Source organism: Microbacterium sp. DWRC1-3 (genome assembly GCF_049896645.1).
GTDB classification, from domain to species: domain Bacteria; phylum Actinomycetota; class Actinomycetes; order Actinomycetales; family Microbacteriaceae; genus Microbacterium; species Microbacterium maritypicum.
The window spans coordinates 1296043-1314613 of record NZ_JAFCUS010000001.1; the positions used below are offsets into that span (position 1 = coordinate 1296043).

Consider the following 18571-nt stretch of genomic DNA (forward strand, 5'->3'; position numbering starts at 1 on the left):
CTCTCATGAACCGCGTCACCGTCGACGATCTGCTCTCCGTCCGCACGCCGGAGCAGCCCGCCCTCTCTCCGGACGGCACACGCGTGGCCTTCGTGCTGCGCACGACCGACCGTGACGGCGACCGCGACACGCGAGCGCTGTGGCAGGTGCCGGCCACCGGCGGGACCCCCGTCGCACTGACCCGCGCGAGCGCGGACTCGACTCCGGTGTGGAGCCCGGACGGTTCGCAGCTGGCGTTCCTGCGTGCGCAGGACGGACCGGCGCAGATCTGGCTCCTTCCGTCCGCAGGGGGTGAGGCACACGAGGTCACGACGCTTCCCCTCGGCGCCGGCGCACCCACCTGGAGTCCCGATGGAGAGCGCATCGCCTTCACCGCGCCGGTCGACAGCGCGGCGCTCCCTGGCGAAGGGGCCGAGACGATCCTCGCGCGCCGGTCGGCACCGACCGCAGCCGACCGGCTCGGCTACAAGGCAGACGGCGCCGGCAACCTCGGCACCCTGGTGCAGCAGCTGCATGTGCTCGACGTCGCCTCGGGGAAGATCACGGTGCTCACTCACGGGCGCTCGCACGCATCCGAGCCGTTCTGGTCGCCCGACGGCACGCGGATCGCCTACTCCACGAGCGTCGACGACGACGCGGATCTGACGATGCGGATCCCCGTGTTCGTGCGCTCCTCGACCGATCCGAACAGCGAGGCCGTGCAGGTCAGCGCCGCCGATGTGCAGGCGACGGCCGTGGGCTGGACCCCGGATGGTCGCCATGTGCTCGCGGTCGGACGCACCGACACCGAGGTCGGCAATGCGGACCTGCTGCTCTTCCCGATCGACGGCGGCGATGCACGGAACGTCACGGCGAGCCTCGACCGCAACGTGATGCCGGGTGGTCCCGGCTACCCCGGCGGTATGCCGAAGTTCACGGACGACGGCGACATCGTGCTCTGCCTGCGCGACAACGGCTACTCGCACGTGTACCGCGTGGCACAGGACGGCACGGGCGCCGTGTCGCTCGTGGACGGCACCGCGAACGTGTCGGGGCTGTCGATCGCCGGATCCTCGGCCGCGATCGTGCTCGCGACGCCGGAGTCGTTCGGCGACGTCGCCCTCGTGGACCTCGGCGGCGGACCGACGCACATCCTCACCGCATACGGCACGCCCGACGTCGAACTCGTCCCGGCCGAGGAACGCCGCTTCACGATCTCCGACGGCACCGTGGTCACTGGATGGCTGCGCCGCGATCCCGACGCCACGGGGCCTCTCCCGCTGCTGCTCGACGTGCACGGCGGGCCGCACAACGCCTGGAACGGTGCTGCTGACCTCATCCACCCGTACCACCAGGTGCTCGCGCGCCGCGGCTGGGCGATCCTCACCCTCAACCCCCGCGGCAGCGACGGCTACGGTGACGCGTTCTTCGCCGCGGTCTCCGGCGAGTGGGGCGTCAGTGACGCGAACGACTTCCTCGAGCCGATCGACCTGCTCGTGGCAGAGGGCATCGCGGACCCGGCCCGCCTCGCCGTCACCGGGTACAGCTACGGCGGCTTCATGACCTGCTACCTCACTTCGCGCGACGACCGCTTCGCCGCGGCCGTGGCCGGAGGTGTGGTCACCGACCTGTTCTCGATGGGCGGAACCTCCGATTTCGGCCACCATCTCTCCGCGAAGGAGAACGGCGGTCTGCCCTGGCGCGACGAGGAGCGCATCTCGGCACAGTCGCCGTACACGCAGGTCGACCGGGTCACCACTCCCACTCTCATCCTGCATGGCGCGGCGGACGACCGCTGCCCGGTGGGCCAGGCCGAGCAGTGGTTCACGGCGCTGCGCGAGCGGAACGTTCCCACGCGGCTCGTGCTGTACCCCGGCGGCTCGCACCTGTTCGTGCTCTCCGGCCCTCCCTCGCACCGGGCGGACTACTCCCGACGGGTGATCGACTGGGTGGAGCAGTATGCGCCGCCGGCGGGAAAGCCGGTGCGCGCACGTCTCGACGCCCGTCACTGGCAGCAGCGGCTGAGTGCCCTCGCCGAGGCGCACAAGGTTCCCGGTGCGACGCTCGGCATCCTCCGCCTCGGCGAGGATCCGGTGTATGCCCATCACGGCATACTCAACGTGCGCACCGGGATCGAGACCACCGACGACTCGGTCTTCCAGATCGGCTCGATGGGCAAGGTGTGGACGGCATCCGTGGTGATGCGCCTGGTCGACGAGGGTCGGCTCGATCTCGACGCCCCGATCGTCGATTACGTGCCGGAGTTCGCCTCGTCCGATGCCGAAGTCACCCGCACCGTCACGATGCGCCACCTGCTCAGTCACACCAGCGGGATCGACGGCGACGTGTTCACCGACACCGGTCGCGGTGACGACACCCTCGAGAAGTACGTCGCGCTGCTCGACGGGGTCGCGCAGAACCATCCGCTCGGTGCGACCATGTCGTACTGCAACTCGGGATTCGTGCTCGCCGGCCGCGTGATCGAGAAGATCACCGGCACCAGCTGGGATCAGGCCATGCGAGACCTGCTGTTCACCCCGCTCGGGCTCACGCACTCGTGCACGCTGCCGGAGGAGGCGATCATGTTCCGCGCGGCGAGCGGCCACACCGAGGTCGGCGACGAGGGACCGACGCTCGCCCCGGCGTGGATGCTCCCCCGCTCGATGGGGCCGGCGGGTCTCATCAACTCCACCACCGCCGACGTGCTCGCGTTCGCCCGCATGCACCTCACCGGGGGCCTGGCCGCCGACGGCACGCGGGTGCTCTCGGAGGCCAGCGTGGAGCGGATGCAGCAGCACGAGGTCGATGTGCCCGATCCGTACTCGATCGGCGACAGCTGGGGCATCGGCTGGATCCGCTTCGACTGGGGCGGCCGCAAGCTCGTCGGCCACGACGGCAACACCATCGGACAGTCGTCCTTCCTGCGCATCCTGCTCGACGAGGGCGTTGCGGTCACCCTGCTCGCCAACGGCGGGAACACCCGCGACCTGTACGACGCGCTCTTCGGGGAGATCTTCGCCGAGGTCGCCGACGTGCACCTGCCTGCGGGACTCGTCCCGCCCGAGGAGCCCTTCACCGCCGACTTCTCGGAATTCGAGGGCATCTACGACCGGGCCGGTGTGCGCACCGAGATCTTCCGCGACGACGAGGGACTGCGCATGCGCACGACCTTGAACGGTCCCCTCGCGGCGCTGCTCCCCGACCCCGTGCAGGAGCACCCGCTGGTGCCCGTCCGCCCCGGCGAGTTCGTGATGCGCACGGAGGGTGAGCAGGCCTGGCACGCCGTGGTCTTCTACTCCCTGCCCAGCGGCGAGCGCTATCTGCACCACGGCGTGCGCGCAGCGCCGAAGGTGTCGTGATGAGCGTGCAGGCGGGCCCGGACCTCGACCTGGTCCTGGCCGAAATCGAGACACTCGTCTCCTGCGAGTCGCCGTCGGACGACCTCGATGCCGTCGCCCGCAGCGCAGGTGTCCTCGCGGCCCTCGGCGAAAGGCTTCTGGGCACAGCGCCGGAGCGCATCGTGATCGACGGGCGCACCCACCTGCGCTGGCGGTTCGGCGATCCGGTCGTGCTCGTCCTCGGCCACCACGACACGGTCTGGCCCCTCGGCTCGCTACAGCGGCTTCCTTTCCGGGTCGACGATGGCGTGCTGCGCGGCCCGGGATGCTTCGACATGAAGACCGGGGTCGTGATGGCCTTGCACGCCGTGGCGGCGCTGCCCGACCGCACCGGCGTCAGCATCCTGATCACGGGAGACGAGGAGCTGGGCTCTCCCAGCTCGCGCACGCTGATCGAGCAGGAGGCGCTCGGCTGCACCGCGGCGTTCGTGCTCGAAGCGGCAGCCGACGACGGCGCCGTGAAGATCGCCCGCAAGGGCGTCTCGCTGTACCGAGTGCATATCGCGGGGCGGGCGGCGCACGCCGGACTGGAACCGGAACGCGGTGTGAACGCCGCGGTCGAGGCCGCGCACCTGCTGCTCGCGATCTCCCGGCTCGGCGACGCGAACGCCGGAACCAGCGTGACCCCCACGCTCCTGCGCGCCGGCAGCACCACGAACACGGTGCCGGCCGAGGCGGAGTTCGCGGTCGATGTGCGGGTGCGCACGGTCGCCGAGCAGGACAGGGTGGATGCGGCGCTCCGCGCCATCCCCGCGACGCTTCCGGGTGCGTCCATCCGCGTGGAGGGTGGTGCGAACCGTCCTCCACTGGAGCCGGGATCATCGGCGCACCTGTTCGCACAGGCCGTCGCGATCGGCGAGAGCTCCGGCCTGACGCCGTTCCAGGGTGTCGCGGTCGGCGGGGCCTCCGACGGCAACTTCACCGCGGCTCTCGGCGTACCGACACTCGACGGCCTGGGCGCTGTGGGCGGCGGCGCGCACGCCGACGACGAGCATGTGGCGGTCGCGATGATCCCCGAGCGCACGTTGCTGCTGCGGGAGCTGATCGCCGCCGCACTGGCTGACCGAGAGAGATCCGCTACAGGGCACGGGACGCCGGCAGGAGGAAGGGTATGAGCATGACGGATGCCGCGGCCTTCCGCGCCTCGCCGGAGGAAGCCTCCGACGCCGCGATCGCCGCCGCCACGAGAGCCGGGGTGGAGATCCGCCTGCTCTCGGAAGTGAGCGACTTCGCCAGGGTCGCCGCGCTGTTCCAGAGCATCTGGACGAAGCAGGGCGAGACCTCCCCCGTCAACGTCGAGACTCTGCGGGCCCTGTCGAAGGCCGGCAGCTATGTGGGCGGCGCGTTCGAGCACGACGAGCTCGTCGGCGCATGCTTCGGATTCTTCGCCGCGCCCGATCAGCGCGCCCTGCACAGCCACATCGCCGGTGTCTCGTCGCGGATGCGGGGGCGCAGCGTCGGCTTCGCCCTCAAGGTGCATCAGCGCGCGTGGGCGCTGGAGGAGGGACTCGACGAGATCTCCTGGACCTTCGACCCGCTCATCAGCCGCAACGCGCACTTCAACCTCGTGAAGCTCGCCGCGACGCCGACGTCGTACCACCGCAACTTCTACGGGCACATGGCCGACGCTCTCAACGGTGCCGACGACACCGACCGGATGCTGGTGACCTGGTACGTGCGCGACCCCCGGGTCGTGGCGGCCTGTCACGGGGAGCCATTCGACGCTGCGCGCGACATCGCGGCCGCCGAGCCGCTGCTCGGTGTGGGCGAGGATCTCGGACCGCTCCGCCATCGCACCGACGCGCGACTGGTGCGCGTGGCACTGCCGCGCGACATCGAGACGTTGCGCCTCACGGAGCCGGCGCTTGCGACCGCGTGGCGTCTGGCGCTGCGCGAGACTCTCGGATCATCGCTGGAGGGTGGAGGGCGCGTGCTCTCGTTCGACCGCTCCGGCGCGTACACCATCGACAGAGGAGAACAGGGATGAAGCTCACCGGATTCGAGCTGCGTGTGATCGAGATGCCGCTGGTGTCGCCGTTTCGGACGTCGTTCGGCGTGCAGACCGTGCGCGAGGCGCTGGTGGTCCGCGCCGTCACCGACGAGGCGGAGGGCTGGGGCGAGGGTGTCGCGATGAACGACCCGCTGTACTCCTCGGAGTACGTCGAGGCGAGCGTCGATGTGATCACTCGATTCCTGCTGCCGGCGCTCGCCCAGGTGAAGGATCTGGATGCCGGGGGCGTCGCTCCTGCTCTCGCGAAGTTCAAGGGGCATCGCATGTCGAAGGCCGCCGTCGAGCTGGCGATCCTCGATGCCGAGCTGCGGGCCACCGGAGTGCCCCTCTCCCGCGAGCTCGGCGCCGTCCGCGACCGGGTCGACTGCGGCGTCTCGGTGGGGATCATGGACTCGATCCCCGAGCTGCTGGGCGCGGTGGGCGGCTACCTCGACGAGGGCTACGTGCGCATCAAGCTCAAGATCGAGCCGGGATGGGACATCGAGCCCGTGCGCGCCGTGCGCGAGCGCTTCGGCGACGACGTGCTGCTGCAGGTCGACGCGAACACCGCCTACCACCGCGGCGATGCGCGGCATCTCGCCAAGCTCGACCCGTTCGACCTGCTCCTGATCGAGCAGCCGCTCGACGAGGAGGATCTGCTCGGCCACGCACAGCTGGCCAGGGCGATCGCGACCCCGGTGTGCCTGGACGAGTCGATCGTGTCGGCCAGGGCGGCGGCGGACGCGATCGCGCTCGGCGCGTGCTCCATCGTGAACATCAAGCCGGGTCGCGTCGGCGGGTACCTCGAAGCGCGTCGCATCCACGACGTGTGCGTCGCCAACGACATCCCGGTGTGGTGCGGCGGGATGCTGGAGACCGGGATCGGGCGCGCGGCGAACGTCGCCCTCGCCGCCCTGCCGGGCTTCACGCTCCCGGGCGACACCTCGGGTTCCGGCCGCTACTACTCGCGTGACATCACCGATCCCTTCGTCGTGGAAGATGGCACGCTCACGGTTCCCACGGGGCCGGGGATCGGGGTCACCCCCGATCCCGATGCGCTGGACGCCGTGACGGTGCGCACCGAGTGGATCACCATCTGAACGCGGGCTGACGTCCCGAGTGGGGCACGATGATCCTGTCGAGATCGACGAAGAGTCGATACGATTTCGTCGTGCCCCACAGCTCCGCGACCGGCGGTCGCCCCCTAGCCTGGGCCCTGTGCTCATGTCCGTGACGACCAGGCCCCGCGCCAGCCTCGGCCGGGTCATCGAAGACCTCGGCACCACACTGCTCGAAGTGGTGAGCGGCGCGGCCGACGACGACGCCGAGATCGAGACCGTCGTGATCCACGACGTTCTCGACGACGCGATGCCGATGCGCGGTGCGCTCGTGCTGGGCGTCGGGCTGAGCGATGCGGATGAGATCGCCGCGTTGCTGCGGACCCTCGCCGCCCAGCACGCCTCCGCCCTCGTGCTGCGCGCTCCGGTGCGGGCGGAGCAGCCGGTGCGCGAAGCGTCCGAGGCCAGCGGCATCCCGGTCCTCGCCCTCACCCGCGGTGCGTCGTGGGCACAGCTGACCGCGATGCTGCGCTCGCTGATCGCCGAGGGCGACGTCGGCGACCAGGCGGCCACGACGCTAGGCGGGATGCCCTCCGGCGACCTGTTCGCGCTCGCGAATGCGATCGCGACCCTGCTGAATGCGCCGGTCACGATCGAGGACCGCAACTCCCGGGTGGTCGCGTTCTCCGGCCGCCAGCACGAAGCCGATCCGGCCCGCATCGAGACGGTGCTCGGTCGGCAGGTGCCCGAACGGTTCGCCCGGCAGCTCGAGGAGCGCGGCGTCTTCCAGGAGCTGTACCGCAGCGAGGATCCGATCGACGTCGGTCCTGTGCTCAACACCGAGGGCCTCCCCTCGTTCCCCCGCGTGGCGCTCGCGGTACGCGCCGGCGATGAGATCCTCGGCTCGATCTGGGCCGCGGTGCAGGAGCCCCTCTCCCCCGATCGCGTGCAGGCGCTCAAGGACTCCGCGGGCCTGGTGGCGCTACATCTGCTGCGGCTGCGCGCCGGAGCGGACGTCGAGCGTCGGCTGCGCGCCGACCTGCTCGCCACGATCCTCGAAGGAGGCCCGGGGGCGGCGGATGCGACGGCGCGACTTCGTCTGAGCGACCACCGGTGTGTGGTGCTCGCGCTGTCGGCCACAGAAGAGGTCGATGACGAGCCGTCCGCCGGAGCCCGCGGAGTTGCCGAGCGGCAGCGGATCGCCGATGCGTTCGCCGTGCATCTGGGCGCCGTGTATCTCCGTTCGGCGGTGGCCGTGATCGGAAACGTCGTGTACGCCGTCGTCGGCATCCGACCGGAGCAGGGCGACGCCGATCACGGCGGTGCACAGACCAGCGATGCCGACAGCCGTGCCGCGCGGGTCGCGGCAGACTTCCTCGGCCGGCTCGGCGCGACGAGCGAGATCCGCATCGGGGTCGGCACCGTGGCGCAGGAGGCAGCGAGCATCCCGTCGTCGCGCGCGAACGCCGACCGCGCGCTCCGTGTGGTCCGTCAGGCGCCCTCGCGCGAACCCGTGGCACGCTTCACGGCCGTGCAGATGGAGGCCCTGCTGGTCGAGCTCGGCGACCTCGTCCGCGCCCGGGGCGACCAGCCGACCGGTCCGGTCGCGCAGCTGCTGGCGCAGGACCGGGAGAAGGGCACGCATCTGGTCGAGACGCTGCGGGCCTGGCTCGACGCCTTCGGAGATGTGGCGGTCGCCGCCGCACGGGTCTACACGCACCCCAACACGTTCCGCTACCGGTTGCGCCGCCTGTCGGAGATCAGCGGACTCGATCTGACCGATCCGGAAGCCCGGTTCTCGGCCATGGTTCAGCTGCGACTGCTGGTGCCCCGCGACTGACGCACGACGTGCGATGACAGCGCCTGCCCCGCCCCTCATCGGGACGGGGCCGACTGAGGCTCGTGGCCCGTCGCCGTCTGCACTCGGCGACTGCGGGCTCGTGGCCTCCGCGTCGAGTGCGCTCGATGTCCGCTCGTGGCCGACATCCTGCGTTTCTGACACTGATTCCAACACACGGCGATCACGAAGACCATAGAGTGGATTCTGATTGATCGGTTCGATCAATCATGACCCGATGACGAAGGCGACGGTGATCGAAATGGCCAACCTCGACGAGACCGACCGGAGGATCCTCACGGTGCTCGACACGGACCCGCGGCGGCCGGTCGCCCTGATCGCCCAGGATCTGGGTCTCGCCCGCGGCACGGTGCATGCCCGTCTCGACCGCCTCGAATCGGACGGATACCTGCGCGCGCACAGCTCGCGCATCCTCCCCCAGTCCCTGGGCCGCGGCGTCGCGGCGTCGATCCTGGTCGAGCTGGATCAGCATCAGATCACCGCCGCCATCGATGCCCTCAGCCGCGTGCCCGAGGTGCTGGAGTGCTTCGCTCCCGCCGGCGACACCGACCTGCTGCTGCGGGTCGTCGCCAAGGACCCGGACGACCTCTACCGCGTGGCAGAAGTCGTGCGCCTATGCCCCGGCATCCTCCGCACCTCGACGAGTCTCTTCCTCCGCGAGGTGATCCCCTACCGTGTGAGCGCCCTGCTCAACGCGGGGTGAGGCCGCATCCCGCCGAAACGGCGTCCGCTCAGCCGATGATGCGCGCGCCGGGCACCGGACCGTGCACGTGGAGCGGATCGAGACCGGTCTCCCGCAGGGAGGACTGCACGTCCTGTGCCGTCTCGGGGTCGGGGCAGAGCAGCGCGACCGTGGGTCCTGATCCCGACACGATGCCCTGGAGCGCTCCGGCGGCGACGCCCTGCCGGATCGTCTCGGCGAGGTCGGGCCGTTCGTAGAGGGCCGCGGCCTGCAGGTCGTTGAACAGCGTCTCGGCGAGCTGGACCGGGTCGCCCGACCGGAGAGCCTGCAGCACCGGGATCGGCACGTCCAGCGACAGCGGCGGGTCGTCGGCGAGGGCCCCCTCCTCCTCGCGCAGCAGGTCGAGACGTTCGTAGACCACGGGCGTCGAGAGGCCCTGCTCGCTGGGCACCAGGATCCAGTCGAAGCGACCCCGTGCGAGCGCCGGATTGAGCTGATCGCCGCGGCCGGTGCCCACCGCCGTGCCGCCGTGCAGCGCGAACGGCACATCGGCGCCGAGGCGGGCGGCCAGATCGTGCAGACGGGTCTGCGACAGGCCCGTGCCCCACAGTGCGTCGCAGGCGACCAGCGCGGCCGCGGCATCGGCTGATCCGCCGCCCATGCCGCCGGCCACGGGCACGCTCTTGCGGATCTCGAGCGCGACGCCGCCCCGGTGATCGACCGCCACCGCGAGCAGCTTGGCCGCACGCATCGCCAGGTTGCGATCGTCGAGGGGGACCGAGTCGATGTCTTCCACACCAGAGACCGTGACCGAGAAGTCGTCGGCAGGGCGTGCGATCACGTCTTCGTAGAGCGAGACCGCTTGGAAGACCGTCGCCAGCGCGTGGTAGCCGTCGTCATGCCGGCCGCCGACCCCGAGGAAGACGTTGATCTTGCCCGGGGCGCGCACGTGCACGGAATCGGCGAACGCGGCATGGCTCATGATCGGCTCACAGCTCCGAGGACTTCGCCCACAGGTTGACGTCGATGGCACCGGCGAGCTCGTCGATGCGGGCCAGCTCCTCGGTGGTGAAGGCAGGGCCGTTCACGGCCGCGATGTTCTCGTCGAGCTGCTCCGGACGCGAGGCTCCGATCAGCGCGGAGGCCACGACGGGCGTGCGCAGCGTCCACTGCAGCGCGAGCTGCGCGAGCGACTGGCCGCGACCCTGTGCGACCTCGTTGAGCGAGCGCAGCGTCTGGACGGCCTCCTCTGTGAGCCGGCCCTCGGGCAGCGAGCCGCGCTTCTGCGCACGCTCGGCCGTGCCGTCTCCGAGGTACTTGTCGGTGAGCAGCCCCTGCGCCAGCGGCGTGAAGGCGATCGCCCCGAGGCCCGACTGCTCGAGCGTGTCGGTCAGTCCGTCTTCGACCCAGCGGTTGAGGATCGAGTACGCCGGCTGGTGGATGACGAGCGGTGTGCCGAGGTCCTTCGCGACCGCGACGGCTTCTGCCGTGCGCTCGGCGCTGTACGACGAGATGCCGACGTAGAGCGCCTTGCCCTGGCGGACGAGGGTATCGAGGGCGCCGACCGTCTCAGCGATCGGGGTGACCGGGTCGACTCGGTGCGAGTAGAAGATGTCGACGTAGTCGAGCCCCATGCGGGTCAGCGACTGCTCGGCGCTCGCGAGGATGTACTTGCGGCTCGCGAAGTCTCCGTACGGCCCCGGCCACATGTCCCATCCGGCCTTCGACGAGATGATCAGCTCGTCGCGGTACGGGCGGAAGTCCTCGGCGAAGATGCGGCCGAAGTTCTTCTCGGCCGAGCCGTAGGGCGGACCGTAGTTGTTCGCCAGATCGAAGTGGGTGATGCCGCGGTCGAACGCGTGGCGCAGCAGTGCGCGCTGATTGTCGAGCGGGATGTTGTCGCCGAAGTTCCACCACAGCCCGAGCGAGATCGGCGGCAGGTACAGGCCGGAGGTGCCGACCTGCCGGTAGGCGAACTGCTGATAGCGACTCTCGTCGGCCGCGTACGGACGGTGCAGCTCGGGGACATCGGGGCGGAAGCGGGGGGACTCGTTCACGGTGCCAGGTTACTGGGTGGGAGCGACGTCGTCAGTGAGAACCTCGGACGCGGCCGCGTGCTGTGCGATGCGCTGGTAGTCCTCGACGGTGAGGTCCTCGCCACGAGCCGTCGGCGCGACGCCGGCGGCGATCAGCACCTCGGAGGCCGCCGCGGAACTGCCGAAGATGCCGGACAGCGCCTGACGGAGCATCTTGCGACGCTGGTTGAAGGCGGCGTCGACGATCCGGAACGTGCGACGACGTTCCTCTTCGGTGCCCCGCTCCCCCGCGGAACGGTCGAAGCCGACGAGCAGGCTGTCGACGTTCGGCACCGGCCAGAACACCTGACGGGAGACGTTCCCGGAGAGCTTCCACTCGCCATACCAGGCGGCCTTGACGCTGGGCGAGCCGTAGATCTTCGAACCGGGCTTGGCGGCCAGCCGCTCGGCGACCTCGGCCTGGACCATCACGACACCGCGCTGCAGATAGGCGAAGTTCTCGAGGAAGTGCAGCAGCACCGGCACCGAGACGTTGTAGGGCAGGTTGGCCACCAGCACCGTCGGCTCGCCAGGCAGCTCGGTGATGCGCAGCGCATCGGCATCGACGACCGTGAGGCGGTCGGCTTCGACGCCGTGCTCGGCGGCGGTCTGCGCGAGGCGGGCCGCGAGGCGGTGATCGATCTCGACGGCCGTGACCGATGCGCCGGTCTCCAGGATCGCGAGTGTCAGCGACCCGAGCCCCGGGCCGACCTCGACCACGCGCTCGTCCGGTTGCACGCGGGCCGCCTGCACGATCTTGCGCACGGTGTTCGCGTCGGTCACGAAGTTCTGGCCGAGCTTCTTCGTCGGGGTGACGTCGAGCTCGGCGGCGAGGCGGCGGATCTCGGTGGCGCCGAGCAGGGTGACGGTCATCCTCCCATTCTCCCCCACGGCACCGATGTCTCCCGCCGTCAGTAGTCTTCTCTGGTGCCCTCCCTCGGTGAACTCGTCGCGCCCCGCCGCATGGGCCGGGACTTCCGGTGGCTGCTCGCCTCCTCGTGGACGAGCAACATCGGCGACGGCGTCGCCCTCGCGGCCGCTCCCCTGCTCATCGCGTCGATGACCTCCTCGCCGATCCTGGTGGCGGCCGGTGCGATCCTGCAGTTCCTCCCCTGGTTGCTGTTCGGGCTGCACGCGGGCGCGATCGCCGACCGCTTCGACCGTCGGCGCCTCGTCATGTTCGCGAACGCCGCCAGGGCCGTGGTGCTCGCGGCGCTGTGCATCTTCCTCATCACGGGCGTCGCGAACATCTGGATCGTGCTCGCCGTCGCGTTCCTCTACGGCACCGCCGAGGTCTTCGTCGACACGGCGGGCAGCACTCTGCTGCCGATGCTCGTGAAGCCCGCCGACCTCGGGATCGGCAACGCTCGTCTGCAGGCCGGATACCTCGTGGCGAACCAGTTCGCCGGCCCGCCGCTGGGCGCGTTCCTGTTCGCCGCGGGCACTGCCTGGCCGTTCCTGCTCGAGGTGGTGTGCGTGAGCTTCGCGGTCGTGCTCATCTCGCGCATGGCCAAGACGCCCGTCCCGCCCCGCGAGACCGATACGCACCCGCCCGTGCACACCGACATCGCCGAAGGTCTGCGCTGGCTGTGGCGCAACCCTCCGGTGCGCATGCTCGTGCTCATCATCCTGGTCTTCAACATCACCTGGGCAGCCCCCTGGGGCGTGCTCGTGCTGTACGCCACCGAGCACCTGCACATGGGCGCTGTCGGCTACGGAGCGCTCACGACCGCGTCAGCGGCCGGCGGCATCCTCGCGACGCTCAGCTTCGGCTGGCTGGAGAGGCACGTGTCCTTCGCGACGCTGATGCGGGTGGTGCTGTCGCTCGAAGTGCTCATGCACCTGTCGTTCGCGCTGACCACGACCGGCTGGGTCGCGCTGGTCATCATGTTCTTCTTCGGCGCCTATGCGTTCGTGTGGGGCACGATCTCCACGACCGTGCGGCAGCGCCTGGTGCCCGCCGAGCTGCAGGGGCGGGTGGCCTCGGTGAACATGGTCGGAGTCTTCGGCGGCATGGTCGTCGGACAGGCGATCGGCGGCGTGATCGCCCAGGTATGGGGGCTCACCGCGCCGTGGTGGTTCGCGTTCGTCGGCGCGGCCCTCACGCTGCTGCTGGTGTGGAAGCCCATCTCACAGATCGTGTCGGCGAAGCCCATCGCCGACACCGGGCCCGAAGACGCGGAACCCGCGAGTCAGTCGGCGAACGAGCCGTAGACCCGCAGGGTGTTCTGGGCGAGCTGGGCGCACAGCTCATCCACGTCGATGCCGAGCTCCGCAGCCATGAAGCGCACCGTGATCGGCACGAGGTACGGCGCGTTCGGGCGGCCTCGCAGCGGCACCGGAGTGAGGAACGGGGCGTCCGTCTCGACCAGGATGCGATCGAGCGGGGTGACCTGCAGCGCGTCGCGCAGGTTCTGGGCGTTCTTGAACGTGAGGTTCCCCGCGAACGACAGGTGGTAACCGGCGTCGGCGCAGATGCGGGCCATCGCGTCATCGCCCGAGAAGCAGTGGAACACCGTGCGCTCCGGCGCACCGACGCGGGCGAGCGTCTCCAGCACCGCCTCGTGCGCGTCGCGATCGTGGATCTGCATCGCGATGCCGTGCTTCTTCGCGAGGGCGATGTGCGCCTCGAACGACTCGAACTGCGGCGCCTGCCGCTCGGGCTCCGTGCGGAAGAAGTCCAGGCCCGTCTCGCCGATCGCCCTGGTGCGCGGATGGGCGGCGAGTTCGTCGATCACCGCGATCGCCTCGTCGAGACGACCTTCCTCGGCATAGGTCGGCGCGTCGTTGGGGTGGATCGCCACGGCGGCGAGCACGCGCGGATCGGATGCCGCGGCCTCGACAGCCCACCGCGACGACTCGATGTCGCCCGAGGCCTGCACGACCCCGGCGATGCCCACGGCCGCCGCGCGGTCGAGCTGCTCGGTCAGCGACAGCGGCTCGTCGCCGTCGACGATCTCGAGGTGCGCATGGTTGTCGTATACCGGAACCGTCAGCGGCTCGGGGGCGGACGGATACTTCAGATCCTTGCGTCCGTCCCCCGAGCGCTCACGCACGTAGGTCTCGGCCATGTCGTCGGGCTCCGTCGTCGGGCCGCGGCTCAGGCCGTGGTCTCCACCCGCGGGAACAGCGGGGCGAGGCCGTTCACGCTGGTACCGGGACGAAGCACGCCCCAGGTGCCGGCCTCGCGGATCGGCTGGTCCTGCAGACGGCCCAGGGTCTCGGCGGCCCCGAGGGCGATCCAGAGCTTCTCGGTCGACTGCGGCATCACCGGCGAGAGCAGCACCGCGAGCGCGCGCAGGCCCTCGGCGCAGGTGTACAGCACGGTGCCGAGACGCGCGCGCTGGTCCTCGTCTCCGCTGTTCGCCTGCTTGGCCAACGCCCACGGCTCGTTCACGGTGATGTAGCCGTTCAGCGCGTCGACGATCGTCCAGATCGACGAGATCGCCTCGTCGATGCGGAACTGCGCGACCGCGGCATCCGCGTTCGTCGCCGCATCCGCCACGATCTTCTGGATCGCGAGATCCTTCTCGGTGTACTCGGCCGCGGGGGGGACGACGCCCTCGAAGTACTTCTCGATCATCGCGGTCGTGCGCGAGGCGAGGTTGCCGAAGCCGTTCGCGAGCTCGGCCTGATAGCGGGCCGACAGGTCTTCCCACGAGAACGAGCCGTCCTGGCCGAAGGCGATCGCGGAGAGGAAGTAGAAGCGGTAGGCGTCGGAACCGAAGACATCGGTGATCTCGGTCGGCGCGATGCCGGTGAGCTTCGACTTGGACATCTTCTCGCCGCCGACGAGCAGCCAGCCGTGCGCGAAGACACCCTTGGGCACCTCGAGGCCGGCCGCCATCAGCAGCGCCGGCCAGATCACGGCGTGGAAGCGCAGGATGTCCTTGCCGACCACGTGGTACGCGGGCCAGCGACGCTCGAACGTCTCCTCGTCGGAGCCGTAGCCCACCGCCGTGGCGTAGTTGAGCAGGGCGTCGACCCACACGTAGATGACGTGCGACTCGTCCCACGGCAGCGGGATGCCCCAGTCGAACGTCGACCGCGAGATCGACAGGTCCTTGAGGCCCTGGCTCACGAAGGAGACGACCTCGTTGCGTGCCGAGTCGGGGCGCACGAAGTCGGGCTGGGTCTTGTAGAGCTCGAGCAGACGGTCCTGGAACTCGCTGAGCTTGAAGAAGTAGTTCTTCTCCTGCAGCAGCTCCAGCGGCTTCGAGTGGATCGCACAGACCTTCAGCCCCTCGAAGGGACCGGTGCCGTCGACGATCTCCGACTCGGGCTTGAACTCCTCGCAGCCCACGCAGTAGAGCGCCTCGTACTCGCCCGCGTAGATGTAGCCGCGGTCGTACAGGCGCTGGAAGAACGTCTGCACGTTCGTCTCGTGGCGTTCCTGCGTGGTGCGGATGAAGTCGTCGTTGGCGACGTCGAGCGTCGTCAGCAGCGGGAACCAGCTCTCGCTGACGAGCTTGTCGACCCACTCCTGCGGGGTGACGTTGTTCGCCGCCGCGGCCCGCAGCATCTTCTGCCCGTGCTCGTCGGTGCCCGTGAGCATCCAGGTGTCATCCCCCGCCTGGCGGTGCCACCGTGCGAGCGTGTCGACGGCCACCGTCGTGTACCCGTGGCCGATGTGGGGCACGTCGGACGGGTAGTAGATGGGCGTGGTGATGTAGAAGGATTCGCCTGCGGGCATGGAGCAATTCTAGGCGGGATACCGCGGGGGGTTACGCCGTGCGCCGGAGGTCTCCCCCGGCTCACGCCACCGACACGTCGATCCGATGCCACCCCTGCGCGCCGTCGGGCGCGGGGGCCGCCGGATCCGCTGTCTGCGTCTCGCCATCGACGCTGAGCGCCCGGCATTCGACGGTGTGCGCGCCGCTCTCCGCCACCCAGTCGATGCTCCACTGCACCCACGTGTCGGCCGAGATGGCGGTCGCGAGTTCCGCGGCACGCCAGGGACCGTCGTCGATGCGCACCTCGACGCCGGCGATGCCGACGTGCTGCTGCCAGGCCATTCCGGCGATCACCGCGTCTCCCGCCGGGATCGACTGCCCGCGGCGTGGCACGTCGATGCGCGACTGCAGCTTGACCGGTCCGCGATCGGACCATCCCCGCGTCGTCCAATAGGCCTTCGCACGGTCGAACCGCGTCACCTCCAGCTGCGTGACCCACTTCGTGGCCGACACGTAGCCGTAGAGCCCCGGCACCACCATCCGCACCGGGAAGCCGTGCTCGATCGGCAGCGGCTCGCCGTTCATGCCGACCGCGAGCAGGGCGTCGCGGTCATCGGTCAGAGCCTCGATCGGGGTCGATGCCGTGAAGCCGTCGGCGGAGGTCGAGAGCACCATGTCGGCCTCGGCGTCGACGCCCGCACGTGCGAGCAGCTCCCGCACCGGCACACCCAGCCAGCGGGCGTTGCCGATCAGCGAGCCGCCCACTTCGTTCGACACGCACGCGAGCGTCACGTCGGACTCCTGCATCGGCATGGCGAGCAGCTGGTCCCAGGTGATCTCCACCTCGCGGTCGACCATCCCGTGGATGCGCAGCGACCAGTCGGCAGGATCGACCTGCGGCACGATCAGTGCGGTGTCGATGCGGTAGAACTCCGCGTTCGGGGTCACGACGGAGGCGAGGCCGGGTATCCCCAGCTCCGCGCCGGCGGCGACCGGGGCGGCCGGTCGTGCCGCGACAGGCAGTCGCAGTGCCGCGCGGACCGCCTCGATCGAACGGGTCGCGCCGCGGGCGACGTTGCCGACGATGAGGGCGACGGCGCCGGCGGCGGCGACCCCGGCGGTCCAGATCAGGAACCGTCTCCGATCCTCGCCGTCGGGTGGCAGGCCGGCGACCGGACGCAGTCGAGCGACGAGGAGGCGCAGGACGATCACCGCGACCAGACCGGCGACGAGACCGGGAAGCCAGGCGAACGGCCCCGCACCGGGGCGGATCATCGCGGCGACGACGGCGAGGACGCCGAGTGCTCCCAGGATCACGGCGCCGACACCGGACCGTCGACGCTCCAGGATGCCCGCGCCGGCGGCGACGACCACGAGCACCAAGGCGATGCCCACGATCAGCGCCACCTTGTCGCCGGTGCCGAACAGCGCGATGGCTGTGTCCTTCGCCCAGCTCGGTGCGAGGTCGATGAGCCCGCTGCCGATCACGGCGAACGGACTCGCGCTCGGCTCCACCACCGCGGCGACGAGTTCCGCCAGGCCGACGGCGAGGAACGATGCGCTCAGTCCGGCTGCGGCCGAGCGGAGCGTGTCCTCCCTGGTCGCGTGCATGGCGTTCGTCATGACCCGAGGGTAACCCCGCCACGGATGCCGGGGGCGCATCCGAGGCGGGGTCGTCGACCGGTCTCAGAGACCGTTGCGGCGCGCGACCTCACCCAGCCACGCGAGCGAGGGCTTCGGCGAGCGCGCGAACGTCTCGTGGTCGAAGCCGATCAGCCCGAACGTGGGCCGGAAGCCGCTGGCCCACTCGTAGTTGTCCAGGGCGCTCCAGTGCTGGTAAGCGCGCACGTCGATGCCGTCGGAGATCGCGCGGTGCAACCCCTCCAGCGCTCCCTGCGTGTAGGCGATTCGCCGGGTGTCGTCGGCGGTCGCGATGCCGTTCTCCGTCACGAGCACCGGCACGCCGCCACTGCGCTCCCAGGCGCTGCGCACACCCATCTCGAGGGCCTCGGGGAAGAACTCCCAGCCGGTCAGCGTGGTCTCGACGTCCGGCGACACCGGCAGCGGACCCTCCGGGCCGATGAAGGTGCGGGTGTAGGCCTGCACTCCGACGAAGTCGTCGCCGGCCGACTGGTCGAGGTACCAGTGGTCGCGCGGGTCGCCGTACGTGGCGAGCATCTCGTCGGCGCCGGGCTCACCGGTGGAGTGGAACGCCTGCGTGGCGATCGTCCATCCGGCTTTGACTCCCGGTACCGAGTGCAGGATCTCGGTGGCACGGTGGTGCGCCGCGAGCAGCGTGTCGGCCACCGCGAGGTCGGGGTTCGGGAGGCCGTAGGCGACCAGATTCGCCGCGTCCTCTCCCCCGGCCAGCATCGCGGCGATGTTCGGCTCGTTGATGGTGCACACGTAGTCGATGCCGTCGAGGATCGGCAGCACGGTCTCGACGTAGCGGGCGAACAGGTCGACCGCATCATCGGCGCGCCAGAAGCCGTCCTTCTGGAACCACTGCGGCACCGTGAAGTGCATGAGCGTGACCGTGGGGTCGAGCCCGTTCTCGCGCGCCGTGTCGATCATGCGGCGGTAGTGGTCGAGCATCGCCCGGGAGACGAAGCCGCGCTCGGGCTCGATCCGCGCCCACTCCACCGAGAACCGGTAGGAGTTCAGCCCGGCGTCGGCGAGCAGCCGCATGTCCTCCGGGTAGCGATGGAAGTGATCGGCGGCGTCGCCGGAGGGCTCCACCATGGGCGAGCCGGGGGCGTGTTCCATCGCCCACCAGTTGCTCGTGGTGTTGTTGCCCTCCACCTGGTGGGCCGCTGTCGCGGCACCCCACAGGAAGCCGTCGGGGAATGCGAGCACGA

Annotated in this window: 14 protein-coding genes; 7 read left to right on the forward strand and 7 right to left on the reverse strand. The window is 70.2% G+C overall.

The annotated features are described in order from the left end of the window. Window positions 1-5 precede the first annotated feature (5 nt). From ACP699_RS06155 to ACP699_RS06180, 6 genes are all read left to right on the forward strand, one after another. Window positions 6-3338 (forward strand): serine hydrolase, encoded by a 3333-nt coding sequence (locus tag ACP699_RS06155; protein ID WP_055873640.1) that lies wholly within the window; start codon window positions 6-8, stop codon window positions 3336-3338. Continuing rightward, entirely contained in the window at window positions 3338-4492 is a 1155-nt protein-coding gene (locus ACP699_RS06160; RefSeq protein WP_055873642.1) for a M20 family metallopeptidase, read from the forward strand. The genes ACP699_RS06155 and ACP699_RS06160 overlap by 1 nt, the downstream gene beginning before the upstream one ends. Further along, on the forward strand, window positions 4489-5364 hold the full coding sequence (locus tag ACP699_RS06165) for a GNAT family N-acetyltransferase (RefSeq protein WP_426170031.1): 876 nt from the start codon (window positions 4489-4491) through the stop codon (window positions 5362-5364). The genes ACP699_RS06160 and ACP699_RS06165 overlap by 4 nt, the downstream gene beginning before the upstream one ends. Next, window positions 5361-6467: an o-succinylbenzoate synthase gene (gene menC / locus ACP699_RS06170; RefSeq protein WP_055873646.1), complete on the forward strand. Its 1107-nt coding sequence runs from the start codon at window positions 5361-5363 to the stop codon at window positions 6465-6467. The genes ACP699_RS06165 and menC overlap by 4 nt, the downstream gene beginning before the upstream one ends. 124 nt (window positions 6468-6591) lie before the next feature. Beyond that, window positions 6592-8265, forward strand: a complete 1674-nt coding sequence (locus ACP699_RS06175) for a helix-turn-helix domain-containing protein (protein WP_055873649.1) — start codon at window positions 6592-6594, stop codon at window positions 8263-8265. A 259-nt stretch (window positions 8266-8524) separates the two neighbouring features. Beyond that, window positions 8525-8986, forward strand: coding sequence for an Lrp/AsnC family transcriptional regulator (locus tag ACP699_RS06180; protein ID WP_055875950.1), 462 nt, complete (start codon window positions 8525-8527; stop codon window positions 8984-8986). 28 nt (window positions 8987-9014) lie between these two features. On the opposite strand, the gene ACP699_RS06185 is transcribed toward ACP699_RS06180, so the two are convergent. From ACP699_RS06185 to rsmA, 3 genes are read right to left on the reverse strand one after another with little or no spacing between them, the layout of a single operon-like run. Next, window positions 9015-9947: a 4-(cytidine 5'-diphospho)-2-C-methyl-D-erythritol kinase gene (locus ACP699_RS06185; protein WP_082531362.1), complete on the reverse strand. Its 933-nt coding sequence runs from the start codon at window positions 9945-9947 to the stop codon at window positions 9015-9017. A 7-nt stretch (window positions 9948-9954) separates the two neighbouring features. After that, the gene (gene mgrA, locus ACP699_RS06190) at window positions 9955-11022 is read right to left on the reverse strand and encodes an L-glyceraldehyde 3-phosphate reductase (RefSeq protein WP_127482696.1); all 1068 of its coding nucleotides are present in this window, start codon (window positions 11020-11022) and stop codon (window positions 9955-9957) included. Between the two features lie 9 nt (window positions 11023-11031). Beyond that, window positions 11032-11913 carry a 16S rRNA (adenine(1518)-N(6)/adenine(1519)-N(6))-dimethyltransferase RsmA gene (gene rsmA / locus ACP699_RS06195; RefSeq protein ID WP_055873656.1) on the reverse strand — a complete coding sequence of 294 codons (882 nt, stop codon included), beginning with the start codon at window positions 11911-11913 and terminating at the stop codon, window positions 11032-11034. A 90-nt stretch (window positions 11914-12003) separates the two neighbouring features. Between rsmA and ACP699_RS06200 the strand changes: the two genes are divergently transcribed. Next, window positions 12004-13254, forward strand: coding sequence for an MFS transporter (locus ACP699_RS06200; protein ID WP_426171540.1), 1251 nt, complete (start codon window positions 12004-12006; stop codon window positions 13252-13254). Here ACP699_RS06200 and ACP699_RS06205 read toward each other — a convergent pair. From ACP699_RS06205 to ACP699_RS06220, 4 genes are all read right to left on the reverse strand, one after another. Further along, the gene (locus tag ACP699_RS06205; RefSeq protein WP_141387345.1) at window positions 13233-14111 is read right to left on the reverse strand and encodes a TatD family hydrolase; all 879 of its coding nucleotides are present in this window, start codon (window positions 14109-14111) and stop codon (window positions 13233-13235) included. The two genes, ACP699_RS06200 and ACP699_RS06205, sit on opposite strands and share 22 nt — an antisense overlap. Window positions 14112-14140: 29 nt before the next feature. Further along, the gene (gene metG / locus ACP699_RS06210; protein WP_127482698.1) at window positions 14141-15733 is read right to left on the reverse strand and encodes a methionine--tRNA ligase; all 1593 of its coding nucleotides are present in this window, start codon (window positions 15731-15733) and stop codon (window positions 14141-14143) included. Window positions 15734-15794: 61 nt separating this feature from the next. Continuing rightward, the gene (locus ACP699_RS06215; protein ID WP_235563112.1) at window positions 15795-17336 is read right to left on the reverse strand and encodes a molybdopterin-dependent oxidoreductase; all 1542 of its coding nucleotides are present in this window, start codon (window positions 17334-17336) and stop codon (window positions 15795-15797) included. Between the two features lie 63 nt (window positions 17337-17399). Further along, window positions 17400-18569, reverse strand: coding sequence for a glycoside hydrolase family 1 protein (locus ACP699_RS06220; protein WP_055864873.1), 1170 nt, complete (start codon window positions 18567-18569; stop codon window positions 17400-17402). Window positions 18570-18571 lie beyond the last annotated feature (2 nt).

What these genes read in the sequence shown, in the direction of transcription:
- ACP699_RS06155 (WP_055873640.1), top strand. Translation starts at nt 6, where the DNA reads ATGAACCGCGTCACCGTCGACGATCTGCTCTCCGTCCGCACGCCGGAG.
- ACP699_RS06160 (WP_055873642.1), top strand. Translation starts at nt 3,338, where the DNA reads ATGAGCGTGCAGGCGGGCCCGGACCTCGACCTGGTCCTGGCCGAAATC.
- ACP699_RS06165 (WP_426170031.1), top strand. Translation starts at nt 4,489, where the DNA reads ATGAGCATGACGGATGCCGCGGCCTTCCGCGCCTCGCCGGAGGAAGCC.
- menC (WP_055873646.1), top strand. Translation starts at nt 5,361, where the DNA reads ATGAAGCTCACCGGATTCGAGCTGCGTGTGATCGAGATGCCGCTGGTG.
- ACP699_RS06175 (WP_055873649.1), top strand. Translation starts at nt 6,592, where the DNA reads ATGTCCGTGACGACCAGGCCCCGCGCCAGCCTCGGCCGGGTCATCGAA.
- ACP699_RS06180 (WP_055875950.1), top strand. Translation starts at nt 8,525, where the DNA reads ATGGCCAACCTCGACGAGACCGACCGGAGGATCCTCACGGTGCTCGAC.
- ACP699_RS06185 (WP_082531362.1), bottom strand. Translation starts at nt 9,947, where the DNA reads ATGAGCCATGCCGCGTTCGCCGATTCCGTGCACGTGCGCGCCCCGGGC.
- rsmA (WP_055873656.1), bottom strand. Translation starts at nt 11,913, where the DNA reads ATGACCGTCACCCTGCTCGGCGCCACCGAGATCCGCCGCCTCGCCGCC.
- ACP699_RS06200 (WP_426171540.1), top strand. Translation starts at nt 12,004, where the DNA reads ATGGGCCGGGACTTCCGGTGGCTGCTCGCCTCCTCGTGGACGAGCAAC.
- ACP699_RS06205 (WP_141387345.1), bottom strand. Translation starts at nt 14,111, where the DNA reads ATGGCCGAGACCTACGTGCGTGAGCGCTCGGGGGACGGACGCAAGGAT.
- metG (WP_127482698.1), bottom strand. Translation starts at nt 15,733, where the DNA reads ATGCCCGCAGGCGAATCCTTCTACATCACCACGCCCATCTACTACCCG.
- ACP699_RS06215 (WP_235563112.1), bottom strand. Translation starts at nt 17,336, where the DNA reads ATGACGAACGCCATGCACGCGACCAGGGAGGACACGCTCCGCTCGGCC.